This is a genomic window from Enterobacter cloacae complex sp. P12RS (genome assembly GCF_014895875.1).
Lineage (GTDB): Bacteria > Pseudomonadota > Gammaproteobacteria > Enterobacterales > Enterobacteriaceae > Enterobacter > Enterobacter bugandensis.
Genome location: NZ_JADBQO010000010.1, coordinates 34812 through 51400 on the forward strand (window position 1 = coordinate 34812; position 16589 = coordinate 51400).

The following is a 16589-nucleotide window of genomic DNA, read 5'->3' on the forward strand; positions in this document are numbered from 1 at the left end:
GCTTTTTTGCTATCTGCGATATAAAAATGTGAACCTGCCGCATTTTCCTCAAGCTAATCCCGTCGGTGCCGATACCTCTGTTTTATAACGCGAGGAAAAAGTATGACGACCATTCAGGCTTCAACCCAACAGATTCAAACCAGCGGCGCGAGTGGCACTTCGAGCAGTAACGATATCTCTGCGCAAATCACCCGCATTCTCGACAAGATCAAAAAGCTGACCCAGCAGTTAAAAGAGCTGGCAAACAGCCCCGGCAGTGCAGATGAGAAGAAGAAGCAGCAGGAACTGATTCAGACCCAGATCAAAGTGCTGCAGGCACAGCTCGCCGCACTGCAGCGCCAGCAGGCCGAAGAAGCTCAGAAGAAGCAGGATCAAAAACTGGGCAAAGTAGAAGGCGTGAATAGCCCGTCAGACACTAATCAGATTGATATCTACATCTAATCGTCTGATGCGTTAAACAGTGGATCGCGTATGCGGGCCTCGGTTAATCGTTGTGCCTGGATACGCACCACTTCCCAGATGGCCTGCGCCGCACCCGAGAGAGAACGATTTTTTCGCCGCACCAGCATCAGCTTTCGTTCGACAACGGGCGTCAGCCGCTTCACCGCCAGCTGGCTTCCCTGCGGCAGGGGAAGCGCCAGAGCGGGCAACACGCTGATGCCAATTCCGGCTTCCACCATCGGAAACAGCGTGGCCGGATGACCAATCTCCTGCACGATCGTTGCCTTAACGCCCTGATTCACCAGCGCGGAATCAATCAGCGGACGGCTGCCTGAGGCATAATCCTGTAAAACCAGGTTCGCCCCCTGCAGGGACTGCCAGCTGACCTCGAGCAACGCTGCCAGCGGGTCGTCGTCACGGCAGAGCAGCAAAAAAGGCTCAGAAAGAACGCTTTCGCATTCCAGATCGCTCACCTGGCCAGGATCGATCACAATACCAAAATCCACATCGCCCTGGCGGATGCTCTCCAGCACCCACTGCTGCGGTCTGTCATGCAGGACAAAATCAATATCAGGATAGCGATGGTTTCCCTCGGCAATACATTGCGGGATAAGGTGCGCGGATATCGTCTGGCTGGCCGCAACCCGCACGGTGCCCGACAGCTGCTGCCCCAGCCTCCCCACGTCTCTGAGCGTGCTGTTCAGCTCATCAAGCAGCCGTTCAAGACGCAGGGCCAGCTGCTGCCCCGCTTCGGTCAGGACCACTTCGCGCGTGGTGCGATCAAGCAACCTAACGCCGGTCTGGTTTTCCAGCTCCTTCACGCTGTGGCTGACCGCCGACTGGCTCAGGCCAATCATCTCCCCTGCCCGGCTAAAGCTGCGGGCATGGGCGACGGTGACGAAAATGCGAAGCTGGCGTAGGGAATAATTCATCTGTTTAATTCATGAATGGATGCAATAAATCAATTTTATTTCTCAAATGGAAAAAAGCACAATAGCGACATCTGTTTTCAGGAGTCATTATGAAACTATTTCGTATTCTTGATCCGTTTACGCTCACCCTGGTGGCCACCGTTTTACTGGCCTCGTTCTTCCCTGCTCGCGGCGGTTTCGTCCCTTTTTTTGAGGGACTGACGACAGCCGCCATCGCACTGCTGTTCTTTATGCACGGCGCAAAGCTCTCCCGCGAGGCGATTATCGCTGGCGGTAGCCACTGGCGACTGCACCTCTGGGTGATGTGCAGCACGTTTATTCTGTTCCCGATCCTCGGGGTGCTGTTTGCCTGGTGGGCACCGGTTAACGTCGATCCGGCGCTCTACACCGGTTTCCTGTATCTCTGTATTCTCCCGGCCACCGTGCAGTCTGCCATTGCCTTTACCTCTCTTGCCGGAGGGAACGTTGCAGCCGCGGTCTGCTCCGCATCGGCATCCAGCCTGTTGGGGATTTTCGTCTCCCCGCTGCTGGTGGGCCTGCTGATGAACATGCACGGCGCGGAAGGTAACCTTGAGCAAGTCGGCAAAATCTGCCTGCAACTGCTGCTGCCGTTTGTCCTGGGCCATCTCTCACGTCCGTGGACCGGGGCGTTCGTGGCGAAGCATAAGAAATGGATCTCCAAAACCGACCAGTCTTCGATTCTGCTGGTGGTCTATTCCGCCTTCAGCGAAGCGGTCGTAAACGGGATCTGGCATAAGGTGGGTGCAGGCTCGCTGCTGTTTATCGTGGTGGTCAGCCTCGTTCTGCTGGCAATTGTCATTGCGGTGAACGTTTTTGTGGCGCGCAAATGCGGCTTCAGCAAAGCCGATGAGATCACCATCGTCTTCTGCGGCTCCAAAAAGAGCCTGGCGAACGGCATCCCGATGGCGAACATTCTGTTCCCCACCTCGGTGATCGGGATGATGGTGCTGCCGCTGATGATTTTCCATCAGATCCAGCTGATGGTCTGCGCGGTGCTGGCGCGTCGCTACAAGCGCCAGACGGAAAAGCTGGCGCAGGAAGAGACCCGCGCCGCGAAGGCTTAAGGACGCTTCAGGGGCTGCACCAGCTGGGTCAGCCCCTCGGTTTTGATCAGTAACGTGATAGCCATCAGCTCGCCCAGGCGCCCGGCGGGGAATTCGTCCTTGCGGGCGAACCACAGCAGGTACTCCTCCGGCAAATCGATCAGCCTGCGGCCCTTGTATTTACCGAAAGGCATTTCCGTATTGGCGATCTCAACGAGCTGCTCTTTCTCCACGTTACTCTCCTAACAGGCGCATCATTTCTGCTTCGTCGATAACCTCAATGCCGAGCTCCTGGGCTTTCGCCAGCTTCGAACCCGCAGCTTCGCCGGCAATCACCAGGTCGGTTTTCTTCGACACGCTGCCCGCCACTTTGGCCCCCAGCGCCACCAGACGCGCTTTTGCATCGTCGCGTGAAAGCTGGCTAAGGCTACCGGTTAGCACCACGGTTTTACCGGCAAATGGGCTATCAATTTCTTCGGCGTTGACTACCACCGGCGCAGGCCATTTAATGCCCTCTTCCAGCAGCTTGCCGATGACCTCGCGGTTGCTCTCTTCGGCAAAGAAGTTAAAGACGTGCGTGGCGACGACGATGCCGACGTCCGGCACTTTCTGCAGCTCGTCGATGCTTGCCTTTTCCAGCGCCTCCAGCGTACCAAAGTACGCGGCTAAACCTGCCGCCGTCGCTTCGCCGACTTCACGAATGCCCAGCGCGTACAGGAAGCGGGCGAAGGTCGTCTCTTTCGCTGCTTCCAGCGCGTTAACCACGTTCTGGGCTGACTTCGGCCCCATGCGATCCAGACCGGTCAGTTTGCCCGCCGTGAGCCTGAACAGATCCGCTGGCGTATGGACATACTCTTTCTCAACCAGCTGATCGATAATCTTGTCGCCCATGCCGTCAACGTCCATTGCGCGACGGGAAACAAAGTGCTTAAGCGACTCTTTACGCTGCGCGCCGCAGATCAGGCCGCCCGTACAGCGGGCCACCGCTTCGCCTTCCACACGCTCTACGTCAGAGCCGCATACCGGGCAGTGGGTCGGGAAAACGACCTCGCGCGTATCATCAGGACGTTCTGACTCAACAACGTTCACCACCTGCGGGATAACATCGCCCGCGCGGCGAATCACCACTTTGTCACCGATGCGCAGGCCGAGGCGTTCGATTTCATCGGCGTTGTGCAGCGTAGCGTTACTCACCAGCACGCCTGCGACCTGCACCGGCTCCAGTCGAGCGACCGGAGTAATAGCGCCCGTACGGCCCACCTGAAATTCCACGTCGCGAACGAAGGTCATCTGCTCCTGGGCAGGGAATTTAAACGCCACCGCCCAGCGCGGTGCACGCGCCACAAAGCCCAGCTGCTCCTGCAGCGCCAGCGAATTGACCTTGATGACAACGCCATCAATATCAAAGCCGAGCGTCGGACGGTCCTCTTCCACTTTGTGGTAGAACGCCAGCACCGCTTCCGGCGAGTCGCAGAGCTGAACGCGGTTGCTCACCGGCAGGCCCCAGGCTTTAAACTGCAGCAGACGCCCGAGGTGCGTATCCGGTAACTCACCACCTTCCAGAATACCGACGCCGTAGCAGAAGAAAGTAAGCGGTCGCTTCGCGGTGATGCGCGGGTCAAGCTGGCGCAGAGAGCCTGCCGCCGCGTTACGCGGGTTAGCAAACACTTTCCCGCCGGTGCGACGCGCCTCTTCGTTAATTTTCTCGAATCCCGCCTGCGGCAGGAACACCTCGCCGCGCACTTCCAGACGCGCGGGAATGTTGTCTCCCTGCAGCTTCAGCGGGATCGCGCGGATGGTTCGCACGTTAGTGGTGATGTCTTCACCCGTCGTACCGTCGCCACGCGTGGCGGCACGCACCAGCACGCCGTTTTCATAGAGAAGGCTGACCGCCAGGCCGTCGAGCTTCAGCTCGCAGCACCAGGTGAGGGAATTGCTGCTTTTCAGACGGTCCTGCACGCGCTTGTTAAACGCGAGGAAGCTCTCTTCATCAAAGACGTTGTCCAGCGACAGCATCGGCACTTCGTGACGCACCTGGCTGAAAGCCCCCAGCGGCTCGGCGCCGACGCGCTGGGTCGGAGAATCTGGCGTAATCAGTTCCGGGTGCTGCGCCTCCAGCTCGCGCAGCTCGCGCATCAGCCGGTCATACTCCGCATCAGGCACTTCCGGTGCGTCCATAACATGATAGAGATATTCATGATGGCGAAGCGTGGTTCGCAGTTCAGTGAGTTGTTGTTCGATTGAGTCCATATCGCACCATCAATGAGAAAAAACCCCCGACAGGCGGGGGTTGAGGAGGAGTTGAAGTAAACGCGACAATTACGCGTTGGCTTCCTTCACTTCGCGGATGCGGTCCTGATACTCGCGCAGCTTCTGCGGGGTCATCATTCGACGCTGATCGTCGAGCACCACACCACCCACTTCATCAGCGATGTGCTGAGCGGACTGCAGCATCAGCTTGAAGTTTTGCAGCTCGTCGCCGTAGGACGGTACCTGCATAAAGATAGTGACACCCGGTGTCACGAAATCACCGGTCATTTCCGGGTCAAAGGTGCCTGGGTTGACCATATTGGCCAGGCTAAACAGCGCCGGACCACTACCGTCAGGGCTCAGGTGGCGATGGAAAATGTTCATATCGCCAAACTTGAAGCCTGCCTGTTGAATACTGTTGAGCAACACGTCACCGTTGAGATGGCTGCCGTGATGCGCGGCCACGTTCATGATGATCACCGCTTCTTTACGCTGCGGCTTTTCAACAACCGGTTCAGGCTCGACGACCGGCTCTGGCTCAACGTGCGGAGCCGGAGCGGGCTGCGGCGCAGGCTGTACATGAACAGGCTGCTGCGGCTGTTGCACAGGTTGCTGTTGCACGGGCTGCTGCACAGGTTGCTGTTGAACCGGCTGTGGCGCAGCGGGCTGCTGTTGGACAGGCGGTTGCGGCGGCTGACGTACAGGTTCTTCCACTGGCTGCGGCGCTGGCTGGCGCGGCTGGGCAGAGGCATACGGCGGTTGATACTGGTGCTGCGGAGCGCGGGGGGCTTCATGCTCCCCATGAGCCGCGCCGGGCGCAGTATTGACCCGATGAACACGAACTTCACCCACGCCGTCGTCGTCGCTACCGGTGATGTCATCTTCAGTGTCATCATCATCACGACTGGACTTCATGCGCTTCAGTGGGCGATCGCGAAACATCGAGGAACGTTCTTTACGGCTGGTCCAGAACCCATGTACCAGTAAAGCGATTATGGCGATCGCGCCAACAATGATTAATATCAGACGCAAATCCTGCATCATTATATTCTCTGTTGTTCTAACACCTTGCCACCACGGCAAACATTTACTCACTAAGAGTATTTGCCGTTTACGTCAAGTGCAAGTGTGTGCAGAGCATTCGCAGCATAAAGATGAAGTAAATCGTGCTTTTTGCTGGTTTTTCGAACATTTCCGAACTGGTCATTGGTCCGCAAGTGGATAATATAGGCGGGCAATTCCACTGGTTGTGAAAAAAGGAGTACAGCCTGGTTATGGTTTCAACATCGTCTTCTCCCCCGCGCAGCGGCGTCTGGTATTTTTCTCAGGGCTGGAAGCTGGTTTCACTGCCAGGTATCCGTCGCTTCGTCATTCTGCCGCTGCTGATCAACATTATTCTGATGGGCGGCGCGTTCTGGTGGCTGTTCACAAAGCTCGAAAGCTGGATCCCGTCGCTGATGAGCTACGTGCCGGACTGGCTGCAGTGGCTTAACTACCTGCTCTGGCCGGTGGCGGTCATCTCCGTGCTGCTGGTATTCGGCTATTTATTCTCAACGATCGCGAACTGGATAGCCGCGCCGTTTAACGGCCTGCTGGCGGAACAGCTGGAGGCGCGGCTTACCGGCGCGACGCCACCGGACACGGGCGTGCTGGGGATCGTGAAAGATATCCCGCGCATTATGAAGCGCGAGTGGCAGAAGTTTGCCTGGTACCTCCCCCGCGCGGTTGTACTGCTTGCCCTCTACTTTGTCCCCGGCATTGGCCAGACGGTTGCGCCGGTGCTGTGGTTTCTGTTCAGCGCCTGGATGCTGGCCATCCAGTACTGCGACTATCCGTTCGATAACCACAAGGTGCCGTTTAAAGCGATGCGCACCGCTCTGCGCACCCGGAAGGTCGCCAATATGCAGTTCGGCGCGCTGACCAGCCTGTTCACCATGATTCCCTTCCTTAATTTGTTCATCATGCCGGTTGCGGTTTGCGGCGCGACGGCGATGTGGGTGGACTGTTATCGTGCTAAGCACGCGTTATGGAAATAATGCAAAAATGTGTAAAGCAGGGGTGGCTTATGCCGCCCCTTATTCCATACTGATCCCCATTATTTCCTTGCAGTATATAGATATGCGAATTCCTTACTTCCCCCTACCTGCTTAGCAGGTATGCTGGGTCGGAATCCCAATTTCATACAGTTAAGGACAGGCCATGAGTAAGATTTATGAAGACAACTCGCTGACTATCGGTCATACGCCCCTGGTTCGACTGAACCGTATCGGTAATGGACGCATTCTGGCGAAGGTCGAATCACGCAACCCGAGCTTCAGCGTAAAATGCCGCATCGGTGCAAACATGATTTGGGATGCTGAAAAACGCGGCGCGCTGAAGCCAGGCGTTGAGCTGGTGGAACCGACCAGCGGTAACACCGGTATCGCTCTGGCCTATGTTGCTGCCGCACGCGGCTACAAGCTGACCCTGACCATGCCGGAAACCATGAGCATCGAACGTCGCAAACTGCTCAAAGCGCTGGGGGCGAACCTGGTCCTGACCGAAGGCGCGAAGGGCATGAAAGGGGCCATTCAGAAAGCGGAAGAGATCGTGGCCAGCGATCCGGCGAAATATCTTCTGCTGCAGCAGTTCAGCAACCCGGCTAACCCTGAAATTCACGAGAAGACCACCGGTCCGGAAATCTGGGAAGATACTGACGGCCAGGTTGACGTATTTATCTCCGGCGTCGGCACCGGCGGCACGCTGACCGGCGTGTCTCGCTATATTAAAGGCACAAAAGGTAAAAAAGAGCTGATTACCGTTGCCGTTGAACCTACCGACTCCCCGGTTATCGCTCAGGCGCTGGCGGGTGAAGAGCTTAAGCCTGGCCCGCATAAAATTCAGGGCATCGGCGCGGGCTTCATTCCGGGTAACCTGGATCTGAAGCTGATCGATAAAGTCGTTGCCATCACGAACGAAGAAGCCATCTCTACCGCGCGTCGTCTGATGGATGAAGAAGGCATTCTGGCGGGTATCTCTTCCGGTGCGGCCGTTGCGGCAGCGCTCAAACTTCAGGAAGATGAAGCCTTTACCAATAAGAATATTGTGGTTATCCTTCCTTCTTCGGGTGAGCGTTACCTGAGCACCGCACTGTTTGCCGATCTGTTCACGGAAAAAGAGCTGCAACAGTAGTGCCAGTATGTTAATAACGCGTAAAAAAGCACCTTTTCGGGTGCTTTTTTGTGGCCTGCTTCAAACTTTTGACCCTCCTGGCATTGCTTCACCCCGATGTGTCTGGTATTTAAACCAGCAATTATTTTGAAGCGTGAAATTAATCAGTGAACGAAATACCCTTGCTGAATCGATTTTATGATTTGGTTCAAGTCTTCCTTTCGCTGCATAATGTTTAATGACGATTGAAACGTCAGCGCTAACAATACAGGCTAAAGTTAAGCCGCCAGGCTAGACTTTAGTTCCACAACACTAAACCTATAAGTTGGGGAAATACAATGTTCCAGCAAGAAGTTACCATTACCGCTCCGAACGGTCTGCACACCCGCCCTGCTGCTCAGTTTGTTAAAGAAGCGAAAGGCTTCACTTCTGAAATCACTGTAACTTCCAACGGCAAAAGCGCTAGCGCAAAAAGCCTGTTCAAACTGCAGACTCTGGGCCTGACTCAGGGCACCGTTGTTACCATCTCTGCTGAAGGTGAAGACGAGCAGAAAGCAGTTGAGCATCTGGTTAAACTGATGGCTGAGCTCGAGTAAGTTTCCGGGTTCTTTTAAATATCAGTCACAAGTAAGGTAGGGTTATGATTTCAGGCATTTTAGCATCCCCGGGTATCGCTTTCGGCAAAGCACTGCTGCTGAAAGAAGACGAGATCGTCATCGACCGGAAAAAAATTTCTGCCGACAAGGTTGATCAGGAAGTTGAACGTTTTCTGAGCGGTCGTGCCAAGGCATCTGCGCAACTGGAAGCGATCAAAACTAAAGCTGGCGAAACTTTCGGTGAAGAAAAAGAAGCCATCTTCGAAGGGCACATCATGCTGCTCGAAGATGAGGAGCTGGAGCAGGAAATCATAGCCCTGATTAAAGATAAAGGCATGACGGCCGACGCGGCTGCGCATGAAGTTATCGAAGGTCAGGCAACTGCCCTGGAAGAGCTGGATGATGAATACCTGAAAGAGCGTGCGGCTGACGTACGTGACATCGGTAAGCGCCTGCTGCGCAACATCCTGGGCCTGGCCATTATCGACCTGAGCGCGATTCAGGATGAAGTGATCCTGGTTGCCGCTGACCTCACCCCGTCTGAAACCGCACAGCTGAACCTGAAAAAGGTTCTCGGTTTCATCACCGACGCGGGTGGCCGTACCTCCCACACCTCAATCATGGCGCGTTCTCTGGAACTGCCTGCGATCGTGGGCACCGGTAGCGTCACCTCTCAGGTGAAAAACGGCGACTATCTGATTCTGGATGCCGTAAACAATCTGGTTTACGTCAACCCAACTAACGAAGAGATCGAAAAACTGCGCGCGGTTCAGGAGCAGGTTGCGACTGAAAAAGCGGAACTCGCTAAGCTGAAAGACCTGCCAGCCATCACCCTGGACGGCCATCAGGTAGAAGTGTGCGCAAACATCGGTACCGTACGCGACGTTGATGGCGCTGAGCGCAACGGTGCGGAAGGTGTTGGTCTCTATCGTACAGAATTCCTGTTCATGGACCGCGACGCGCTGCCAACGGAAGAAGAGCAGTTTGCTGCGTATAAAGCCGTCGCAGAAGCGTGTGGCTCGCAGGCGGTTATCGTCCGTACCATGGACATCGGTGGCGACAAAGAGCTGCCGTACATGAACTTCCCGAAAGAAGAGAACCCGTTCCTGGGCTGGCGTGCCGTGCGTATCGCGATGGATCGTAAAGAGATCCTGCGTGACCAGGTTCGCGCTATCCTGCGTGCCTCCGCTTTCGGTAAGCTGCGCATCATGTTCCCGATGATCATCTCTGTTGAAGAAGTGCGTGCACTGAAGAAAGAGATCGAAATCTACAAACAGGAACTGCGCGACGAAGGTAAAGCATTTGACGAGTCAATTGAGATCGGCGTGATGGTGGAAACACCAGCAGCGGCGACCATTGCGCGTCATTTAGCCAAAGAAGTTGATTTCTTTAGTATCGGTACCAATGATTTAACGCAGTACACCCTGGCAGTTGACCGTGGTAATGATATGATTTCACATCTCTACCAGCCAATGTCACCGTCCGTACTGAACTTGATCAAGCAAGTTATTGATGCTTCTCATGCAGAAGGTAAATGGACTGGCATGTGTGGTGAGCTTGCAGGCGACGAACGTGCTACACTTCTGTTGCTGGGTATGGGTCTGGACGAATTCTCTATGAGCGCCATTTCCATCCCGCGCATTAAGAAGATTATCCGTAACACGAACTTCGAAGATGCGAAGGTGTTAGCAGAGCAGGCTCTTGCTCAACCGACAACGGACGAGTTAATGACGCTGGTTAACAAGTTCATTGAAGAAAAAACAATCTGCTAATCCACGAGATGCGGCCCAAATTACTGCTTAGGAGAAGATCATGGGTTTGTTCGATAAACTGAAATCTCTGGTTTCTGATGATAAGAAAGACTCCGGAACTATTGAGATTGTTGCTCCGCTCTCCGGCGAGATCGTCAACATCGAAGACGTGCCGGATGTAGTGTTTGCTGAGAAAATCGTTGGTGATGGCATTGCTATCAAACCAACTGGCAACAAAATGGTTGCTCCAGTTGACGGCACCATCGGTAAAATTTTTGAAACCAACCATGCGTTCTCTATCGAATCTGATAGCGGTATCGAACTGTTCGTTCACTTCGGTATCGACACCGTTGAACTGAAAGGCGAAGGCTTCAAGCGTATCGCGGAAGAAGGCCAGCGTGTTAAAGTTGGCGACCCGGTGATTGAATTCGATCTGCCACTGCTGGAAGAAAAAGCCAAGTCTACCCTGACGCCGGTTGTTATCTCCAACATGGACGAAATCAAAGAACTGATCAAACTGTCTGGCAGCGTCACCGTGGGCGAAACCCCGGTTATCCGCATCAAGAAGTAATTCTTGCCGCACAGAAAAATGGCGCCTTCGGGCGCCATTTTTGTTTATGCAGGGAGGATAAGCTCGTCGTAGCCTTTCGACTGGGTATAAAGCATCACGTCAGTCACCCGATCGCCGGCCATGCGAATGGCGTCGGCAACGGTTTTCCCCTCAACAATTCCGCTCACCAGTTCTGAACAGAACAGATCCCCCGTCCCTTTCAGATCGGTTTCTACGCGGGGATGAGCGCTGACGGTCACGCCCTCACGCGTCACCAGCACCACGTGGATGTTTTGCGGGTCGTCGGCGACCGGCGCGCTGGTGATCGCCACCCATTTCAGAGTGTCAGAAAGCAACCCCTGCGCGGCGGCAATAGCGCTTTCCGGCGTCCGGCACGGCTTACCGCTTAACACTTCCAGTTCATAGACGTTTGGCGTAATCCCCTGCGCCAGCGGCAGCAGGTGTTCCCGGTAGGCTTCCGGGATATCCGGCTTCACGTACATTCCGCTGTCGATATCGCCGATAACCGGGTCGACCAGCACCAGCAGGTCAGGATGCTGCGCTTTGACCGCCCTCAGCCACTGCGCCAGCAGCGCGATCTGGCTGGCGCTGCCCATATAGCCGGTTGTGACCGCTTTAAGCTCGCGCAGGATCTCGCGCTCTTCCAGCGCCTTCAGGTAGCCGCTGAACCACTCGTCGGGGATCACCCCGCCGTAGAAGGTGTCGTAATGCGGCGTGTTGCTAAACAGCACCGTCGGCACGGCGGTCACGTTCAGCCTGTGGGTTCGAATGTTCGGCACAGCAATGCTGTTCCCCACGCTGCCGTAAACCACCTGCGACTGCACCGCGACAATGTCGGTTTGCTGCGCCCGAGTGTTATCCCGGAATAGAATCATCTCCATGACGCTTAAATCCCCGCCCCCTGCGAATAACTCTCTTCACCAAAGACGCCGGTAGACAAATAGCGATCGCCGCGATCGCAGATAATCGCCACCACGACCGCACCGGGATTTGCCTGCGCCACGCGCAACGCCCCCGCTACCGCGCCCCCCGAGCTGACCCCGCAGAAGATGCCTTCACGCACGGCCAGTTCACGCATGGTATTCTCCGCCTCGCGCTGATGAATATCCAGCACCCGATCCACCAGCTGCGCATTAAAGATGCCTGGCATATACTCCGCAGGCCAGCGGCGAATGCCCGGAATACTGCTCCCCTCTTCCGGCTGCAGACCAACAATGGTGACCGGTTTCTCCTGCTCGCGCAAAAAACGCGACACGCCGGTAATGGTGCCGGTGGTGCCCATGCTGGAGACAAAATGGGTGATGCGCCCGCCGGTTTGCTGCCAGATTTCCGGCCCGGTGGTGGTGTAGTGCGCGTACGGGTTGTCCGGGTTATTGAACTGATCGAGCAGTTTACCTTCGCCGCGCTGGGCCATTGCTAACGCTAAGTCTCGCGCCCCTTCCATCCCCTGCTCTTTGGTTACCAGAATCAGCTCGGCCCCGTAGGCGCGCATCGCGGCGCGGCGCTCCTGGCTCATGTTGTCCGGCATCAGCAGCTTCATGCGGTAGCCTTTCAGCGCCGCAATCATTGCCAGCGCGATACCGGTGTTGCCGCTGGTGGCTTCAATCAGCACATCGCCTGGCTTAATTTCACCGCGTTTCTCAGCCTGGACAATCATCGACAGCGCCGCGCGGTCTTTCACCGACCCTGCCGGGTTATTGCCTTCGAGTTTGACCCAGATTTCGCTGCCGTTGGCACATCCCATGCGCTGAAGCTTGACCAGAGGGGTGTTGCCGATGGTGTGTTCGAGTGTATTCACGATTTTTACTCAATAAAAAGCCCGGTAAGCATCACGCCACCGGGCGAAAAACATACTCAATAACCTATCAGGCTGACTCCGCCAGAGCAATATCCTCGCGCGTCTCAATCCGCTCCTTACCGTTATAGATGCGCGCATGCTGCAGCCCGACAAACAGGCGCTCACCCCGGTGCGGCGGTACGTCGTCGCGCATGACCACGGTCAGCGGCTCGGTATACCAGCCCAGCGGCTGTACCACCAATTGGGTGTAGTGACCTTTAGGGCTAGCTTCCAGCACCTGCACCGGCAGCGGGGAATCCAGGCTGGTGCGGCGGCTGACGTCCACTTCCCACGGGCGCAGGAACAGATCGACCGGCCCCTGATGCGCGGAGGTGTAGCCCAGCGGCCAGCGGTGCGCGCCGACGTGGAACTGACCGCCGCGAATGGTGCCCTGCAGGCGGTTCACCTCGCCCATAAACTCCAGCACGAAGCGGGTCGCCGGCTCGCGCCAGAGCTGTTCCGGCTCGTCAACCTGCTCGATGTTGCCCTGGCTCATGACCACCACGCGGTCCGCGACTTCCATCGCCTCTTCCTGATCGTGGGTCACGAAGACGCTGGTGAATTTCAGCTCTTCATGCAGCTGGCGCAGCCAGCGACGCAGCTCTTTGCGCACCTGCGCATCCAGCGCGCCGAAGGGTTCATCCAGCAGCAGTATTTGCGGCTCAACGGCCAGCGCGCGCGCCAGCGCCACGCGCTGCTTCTGCCCGCCGGAAAGCTGCGCCGGGAAACGGTCCGCCAGATGCGCCAGCTGCACCATCTCCAGCAGTTTGGTTACTTTCGCCTTAATGGTTGCTGCATCCGGGCGTTCACGACGCGGCAGCACCGTCAGGCCAAAGGCGATATTGTCGAAAACGGTCATGTGGCGGAACAGCGCGTAATGCTGGAAGACAAAACCCACTTTACGATCGCGGGCGTGCAGGCGGCTCACGTCGGTGCCGTGGAAGCGGATGTGCCCGCTGGTCTGGTGCTCAAGCCCGGCGATGATCCGCAGCAGCGTCGTTTTGCCCGAGCCAGACGGCCCCAGCAGCGCCACCATTTGTCCGGAAGGGATATCCAGTGAGATATCATTCAGCACCTGGGTGCGACCAAAAGACTTCTTAATATTGGCAATCTCAATGCTCATGAATTCCCTCCTGATGCTGACGTTTTTCCTGATTCTCTAAACGCCACTGCACCATACTCTTCAAAAACAGGGTCAAAATGGCCATCAGCGTCAGCAACGCTGCGGCAGTAAACGAGCCGATGGTGTTGTAGTCCTGCTGCAGGAGTTCAATCTGCAGCGGCAGCGACAGCGTTTCACCGCGAATCGAGCCGGAAACCACCGACACCGCACCAAACTCACCGATGGCGCGGGCGTTGGTCAGCACCACGCCGTAAAGCAGCGCCCAGCGGATGTTCGGCAGCGTCACGCGGCGGAACATCTGCCAGCCGGATGCGCCAAGCAGAACGGCCGCTTCGTCTTCATTGCTGCCCTGGCTTAACATCACCGGCACCAGCTCACGCACCACGAACGGACAGGTCACGAAGATCGTCACCAGCACCATGCCCGGCCAGGCGAACATGATCTGCAGGTTATGTTCATCCAGCCAGCCGCCCAGCGGGCCGTTGGAGCCGTAAAAGAGCAGGTAAACCAGACCGGCAACAACAGGCGACACGGCAAACGGAATATCCAGCAGGGTCAGCAGCAGCTGACGTCCCGGGAAGTTAAAGCGCGTCACCAGCCAGGCCAGCAGCGTACCGAAGACCAGGTTCACCGGCACGGTGATCAGCGCAATCAGCACCGTCAGCCAGATTGCGTGCAGCATGTCCGGGTTCGCCAGGTTCTCCAGCGCGGGCATCAGCCCCTTGCTGAACGCCTGGACGAAGATATAAATCGTCGGCACGACGAGAATGAGGGCGGAAACCAGCACGCCCACGCCAATCAGAAACCATTTACCCCAGTTGATGCGGGGCGCATCGTATCGCTTCAATTGCGTAACTTCCGCCATCAGTGACCTACCACACGTCGACCAAAGCGACTTTGCAGAGTGTTAATCGAATACAGCAGCAGCAGCGAGGCCGCCAGGATCACCGAGGCAATCGCGCTCGCCGCCGGATAATCAAACTCCTGCAGGCGGATGAAAATCATCAGCGAGGTGACTTCCGTTTTCCAGGCGATGTTCCCGGCGATAAAAATCACCGCGCCGAACTCACCCAGACTGCGGGTAAACGACAGCGCGACGCCTGCCATCAGCGCCGGAGAGAGCTCCGGCAGAACCACTTTGCGGAAGCTCTGCCAGCGCGTGGCGCCCAGCGTTTCCGCCGCTTCTTCGTATTCCGGACCCAGCTCTTCCAGTACCGGCTGCACGGTACGCACCACAAACGGGATGCTGGTAAAGGCCATCGCCACCGCGATCCCGAGCCAGGTATAGGTCACCTTGATGTCAAATTTCGCCAGCCACTCGCCGTACAGCCCGTTCACGGAGAAGAGCGACGCGAGGGTTAAGCCCGCAACCGCCGTCGGCAGCGCAAACGGCAGATCCATCAGGGCATCAAGCAGCGTACGGCCCGGGAAGCGATAGCGGGTTAAGATCCACGCCATCAGCAGGCCAAACACGCCGTTAAAAATGGAGGCAACAAACGCCGACAGCAGCGTCACCTTATAGGCCGCCACCACCTGCGGGTTGGTGACCACGTCCCAGTACTGCGCCCAGCTCATCTGAGCAAGCTGCATCACCAGCGCGCTGAGCGGCAACAGCAGGATCAGGCAGACGAACAGCAGGCTGGTCCCGAGGCTTAAGGTAAAGCCCGGCAGCACGCGTTTAGTCGAGACTGCAAACATTACTTACGCCCCGCCGCCAGCAGTTTGTCTAACTCACCGCCGCTGGCAAAGTGCGTTTTCATCACCTCAGGCCAGGAGCCGAAATGATCTTCCACGCGGAACAGCGCGGTCTGCGGGAATTTGTCCTTCAGCTTGTTCATTACGTCCGGATTGTTCACGCGGTAGTAGTAATCGGTGATGATGGCCTGCGCCTGCGGGCTGTACAGGTAGTTGAGATAGGCTTTTGCCGCTTTCTCGGTGCCGTTCGCCTGCACGTTTTTATCCACCCACGCCACCGGGAACTCAGCCAGGATGTTGGTTTTCGGAATAACCACCTCGAAGCCCTGCGCTTCGTACTGCTTGCGAATGTTGTTCACTTCGGATTCGAAGCTGATCAGCACGTCGCCCAGACCACGCTCGGCGAAAGTCGTGGTCGCGCCGCGGCCGCCGGTATCAAACACTTCGACGTTTTTCAGGAACTGGGTCATGAACTGCTCGGTCTTCGCTTTATCCTTACCGTCAGCCTTGTCTGCCGCGCCCCACGCGGCTAAATAGGTGTAGCGCGCGTTACCTGAAGTTTTTGGGTTCGGGAAAATCAGCTTCACGTCGGAACGCACCAGGTCGCTCCAGTCGTGGATGTTCTTCGGGTTGCCCTTACGCACCAGGAAGCCCATGGTGGAGTAGAACGGCGAGCTATTGTTTGGCAAGCGGCTCTGCCAGTCAGCCGGGAGCAGTTTGCCCTTGTCGTGCAGGATCTGCACGTCAGTCACCTGGTTGTAGGTCACGACATCTGCTTTCAGCCCCTGCAAAATCGCCAGCGCCTGCTTGGATGAACCGGCGTGGGACTGCTTGATGGTCAGCTTATCGCCATTGTTTTCTTTCGCCCACTGCTGCTCGAACGGTGGGTTAAGGGCGGCAAACAGCTCGCGGGAGACATCATACGAGCTGTTCAGCAGCTCGGTCGCCTGCGCCTGGGCCACCAGCAGTAAACCTGCCAGCGCCAGAGTTCCTTTTTTCAGTACAGTAACGGCCATTGCGCACCCTTATAAATGTGATGACTATCTTATAGTCATAATATTTATAACGGGGATGAAAGGAGTAACGGTTTTATATACCGTTTGGTGATTTACAAGCAGAAAAGGGAATAAGGGTGCGGGGAAAATTGCCGGGTGGCGCTAACGCTTACCCGGCCTACGT

The 16589-nt window shown here is 56.5% G+C and carries 17 protein-coding genes; 7 read left to right on the forward strand and 10 right to left on the reverse strand.

Features of this window, described 5'->3' with window-relative positions; translation table 11 throughout:
- Positions 1-102 precede the first annotated feature (102 nt).
- Positions 103-441: a FlxA-like family protein gene (locus tag IM284_RS08445; RefSeq protein ID WP_041908812.1), complete on the forward strand. Its 339-nt coding sequence runs from the start codon at positions 103-105 to the stop codon at positions 439-441.
- On the opposite strand, the gene IM284_RS08450 is transcribed toward IM284_RS08445, so the two are convergent.
- Positions 438-1373 carry a LysR family transcriptional regulator gene (locus tag IM284_RS08450; RefSeq protein WP_041908810.1) on the reverse strand — a complete coding sequence of 312 codons (936 nt, stop codon included), beginning with the start codon at positions 1371-1373 and terminating at the stop codon, positions 438-440. The genes IM284_RS08445 and IM284_RS08450 overlap by 4 nt on opposite strands.
- A gap of 89 nt (positions 1374-1462) precedes the next feature.
- Here IM284_RS08450 and IM284_RS08455 point away from each other — a divergent pair, with 89 nt between their 5' ends.
- Positions 1463-2458 carry a bile acid:sodium symporter family protein gene (locus IM284_RS08455; protein WP_041908807.1) on the forward strand — a complete coding sequence of 332 codons (996 nt, stop codon included), beginning with the start codon at positions 1463-1465 and terminating at the stop codon, positions 2456-2458.
- On the opposite strand, the gene IM284_RS08460 is transcribed toward IM284_RS08455, so the two are convergent.
- The 3 genes from IM284_RS08460 to zipA all read right to left on the reverse strand — a co-directional run bounded on the left by IM284_RS08460 (position 2455) and on the right by zipA (position 5731).
- The gene (locus IM284_RS08460; protein WP_003861328.1) at positions 2455-2670 is read right to left on the reverse strand and encodes a DUF3820 family protein; all 216 of its coding nucleotides are present in this window, start codon (positions 2668-2670) and stop codon (positions 2455-2457) included. The genes IM284_RS08455 and IM284_RS08460 overlap by 4 nt on opposite strands.
- Position 2671: 1 nt before the next feature.
- On the reverse strand, positions 2672-4687 hold the full coding sequence (gene ligA, locus IM284_RS08465) for an NAD-dependent DNA ligase LigA (RefSeq protein WP_193055771.1): 2016 nt from the start codon (positions 4685-4687) through the stop codon (positions 2672-2674).
- Between the two features lie 69 nt (positions 4688-4756).
- On the reverse strand, positions 4757-5731 hold the full coding sequence (zipA, locus tag IM284_RS08470) for a cell division protein ZipA (RefSeq protein WP_047368055.1): 975 nt from the start codon (positions 5729-5731) through the stop codon (positions 4757-4759).
- 230 nt (positions 5732-5961) lie between these two features.
- Between zipA and cysZ the strand changes: the two genes are divergently transcribed.
- The 5 genes from cysZ to crr all read left to right on the forward strand — a co-directional run bounded on the left by cysZ (position 5962) and on the right by crr (position 10755).
- Positions 5962-6723, forward strand: coding sequence for a sulfate transporter CysZ (gene cysZ, locus IM284_RS08475; RefSeq protein ID WP_028013995.1), 762 nt, complete (start codon positions 5962-5964; stop codon positions 6721-6723).
- A 163-nt stretch (positions 6724-6886) separates the two neighbouring features.
- Positions 6887-7858 (forward strand): cysteine synthase A, encoded by a 972-nt coding sequence (gene cysK, locus IM284_RS08480; RefSeq protein WP_047368056.1) that lies wholly within the window; start codon positions 6887-6889, stop codon positions 7856-7858.
- Between the two features lie 317 nt (positions 7859-8175).
- Positions 8176-8433, forward strand: coding sequence for a phosphocarrier protein Hpr (gene ptsH, locus IM284_RS08485; RefSeq protein WP_000487600.1), 258 nt, complete (start codon positions 8176-8178; stop codon positions 8431-8433).
- Between the two features lie 44 nt (positions 8434-8477).
- A complete protein-coding gene (gene ptsI / locus IM284_RS08490) occupies positions 8478-10205 on the forward strand; it encodes a phosphoenolpyruvate-protein phosphotransferase PtsI (RefSeq protein WP_008501604.1) in 1728 nt (575 codons plus the stop codon).
- A gap of 40 nt (positions 10206-10245) precedes the next feature.
- Complete coding sequence (gene crr / locus IM284_RS08495) at positions 10246-10755, forward strand: PTS glucose transporter subunit IIA (RefSeq protein WP_003861316.1); 510 nt, start codon at positions 10246-10248, stop codon at positions 10753-10755.
- A gap of 44 nt (positions 10756-10799) precedes the next feature.
- On the opposite strand, the gene pdxK is transcribed toward crr, so the two are convergent.
- From pdxK to IM284_RS08525, 6 genes are all read right to left on the reverse strand, one after another.
- Positions 10800-11636: a pyridoxine/pyridoxal/pyridoxamine kinase gene (pdxK, locus tag IM284_RS08500; protein WP_028013997.1), complete on the reverse strand. Its 837-nt coding sequence runs from the start codon at positions 11634-11636 to the stop codon at positions 10800-10802.
- A gap of 5 nt (positions 11637-11641) precedes the next feature.
- Positions 11642-12553: a cysteine synthase CysM gene (cysM, locus tag IM284_RS08505; protein ID WP_041908803.1), complete on the reverse strand. Its 912-nt coding sequence runs from the start codon at positions 12551-12553 to the stop codon at positions 11642-11644.
- Between the two features lie 67 nt (positions 12554-12620).
- The gene (gene cysA / locus IM284_RS08510) at positions 12621-13715 is read right to left on the reverse strand and encodes a sulfate/thiosulfate ABC transporter ATP-binding protein CysA (RefSeq protein ID WP_047368057.1); all 1095 of its coding nucleotides are present in this window, start codon (positions 13713-13715) and stop codon (positions 12621-12623) included.
- Positions 13705-14580, reverse strand: coding sequence for a sulfate/thiosulfate ABC transporter permease CysW (cysW, locus tag IM284_RS08515; protein ID WP_047368058.1), 876 nt, complete (start codon positions 14578-14580; stop codon positions 13705-13707). The genes cysA and cysW overlap by 11 nt, the downstream gene beginning before the upstream one ends.
- Positions 14580-15413: a sulfate/thiosulfate ABC transporter permease CysT gene (gene cysT, locus IM284_RS08520; protein WP_004123378.1), complete on the reverse strand. Its 834-nt coding sequence runs from the start codon at positions 15411-15413 to the stop codon at positions 14580-14582. The genes cysW and cysT overlap by 1 nt, the downstream gene beginning before the upstream one ends.
- Positions 15413-16426: a sulfate ABC transporter substrate-binding protein gene (locus IM284_RS08525; protein ID WP_047368059.1), complete on the reverse strand. Its 1014-nt coding sequence runs from the start codon at positions 16424-16426 to the stop codon at positions 15413-15415. The genes cysT and IM284_RS08525 overlap by 1 nt, the downstream gene beginning before the upstream one ends.
- Positions 16427-16589 lie beyond the last annotated feature (163 nt).

Coding starts and splice junctions, on each gene's coding strand:
- IM284_RS08445 (WP_041908812.1), top strand. CDS start 103: ATGACGACCATTCAGGCTTCAACCCAACAGATTCAAACCAGCGGCGCG.
- IM284_RS08450 (WP_041908810.1), bottom strand. CDS start 1,373: ATGAATTATTCCCTACGCCAGCTTCGCATTTTCGTCACCGTCGCCCAT.
- IM284_RS08455 (WP_041908807.1), top strand. CDS start 1,463: ATGAAACTATTTCGTATTCTTGATCCGTTTACGCTCACCCTGGTGGCC.
- ligA (WP_193055771.1), bottom strand. CDS start 4,687: ATGGACTCAATCGAACAACAACTCACTGAACTGCGAACCACGCTTCGC.
- zipA (WP_047368055.1), bottom strand. CDS start 5,731: ATGATGCAGGATTTGCGTCTGATATTAATCATTGTTGGCGCGATCGCC.
- cysZ (WP_028013995.1), top strand. CDS start 5,962: ATGGTTTCAACATCGTCTTCTCCCCCGCGCAGCGGCGTCTGGTATTTT.
- cysK (WP_047368056.1), top strand. CDS start 6,887: ATGAGTAAGATTTATGAAGACAACTCGCTGACTATCGGTCATACGCCC.
- ptsH (WP_000487600.1), top strand. CDS start 8,176: ATGTTCCAGCAAGAAGTTACCATTACCGCTCCGAACGGTCTGCACACC.
- ptsI (WP_008501604.1), top strand. CDS start 8,478: ATGATTTCAGGCATTTTAGCATCCCCGGGTATCGCTTTCGGCAAAGCA.
- crr (WP_003861316.1), top strand. CDS start 10,246: ATGGGTTTGTTCGATAAACTGAAATCTCTGGTTTCTGATGATAAGAAA.
- pdxK (WP_028013997.1), bottom strand. CDS start 11,636: ATGGAGATGATTCTATTCCGGGATAACACTCGGGCGCAGCAAACCGAC.
- cysA (WP_047368057.1), bottom strand. CDS start 13,715: ATGAGCATTGAGATTGCCAATATTAAGAAGTCTTTTGGTCGCACCCAG.
- cysW (WP_047368058.1), bottom strand. CDS start 14,580: ATGGCGGAAGTTACGCAATTGAAGCGATACGATGCGCCCCGCATCAAC.
- cysT (WP_004123378.1), bottom strand. CDS start 15,413: ATGTTTGCAGTCTCGACTAAACGCGTGCTGCCGGGCTTTACCTTAAGC.
- IM284_RS08525 (WP_047368059.1), bottom strand. CDS start 16,426: ATGGCCGTTACTGTACTGAAAAAAGGAACTCTGGCGCTGGCAGGTTTA.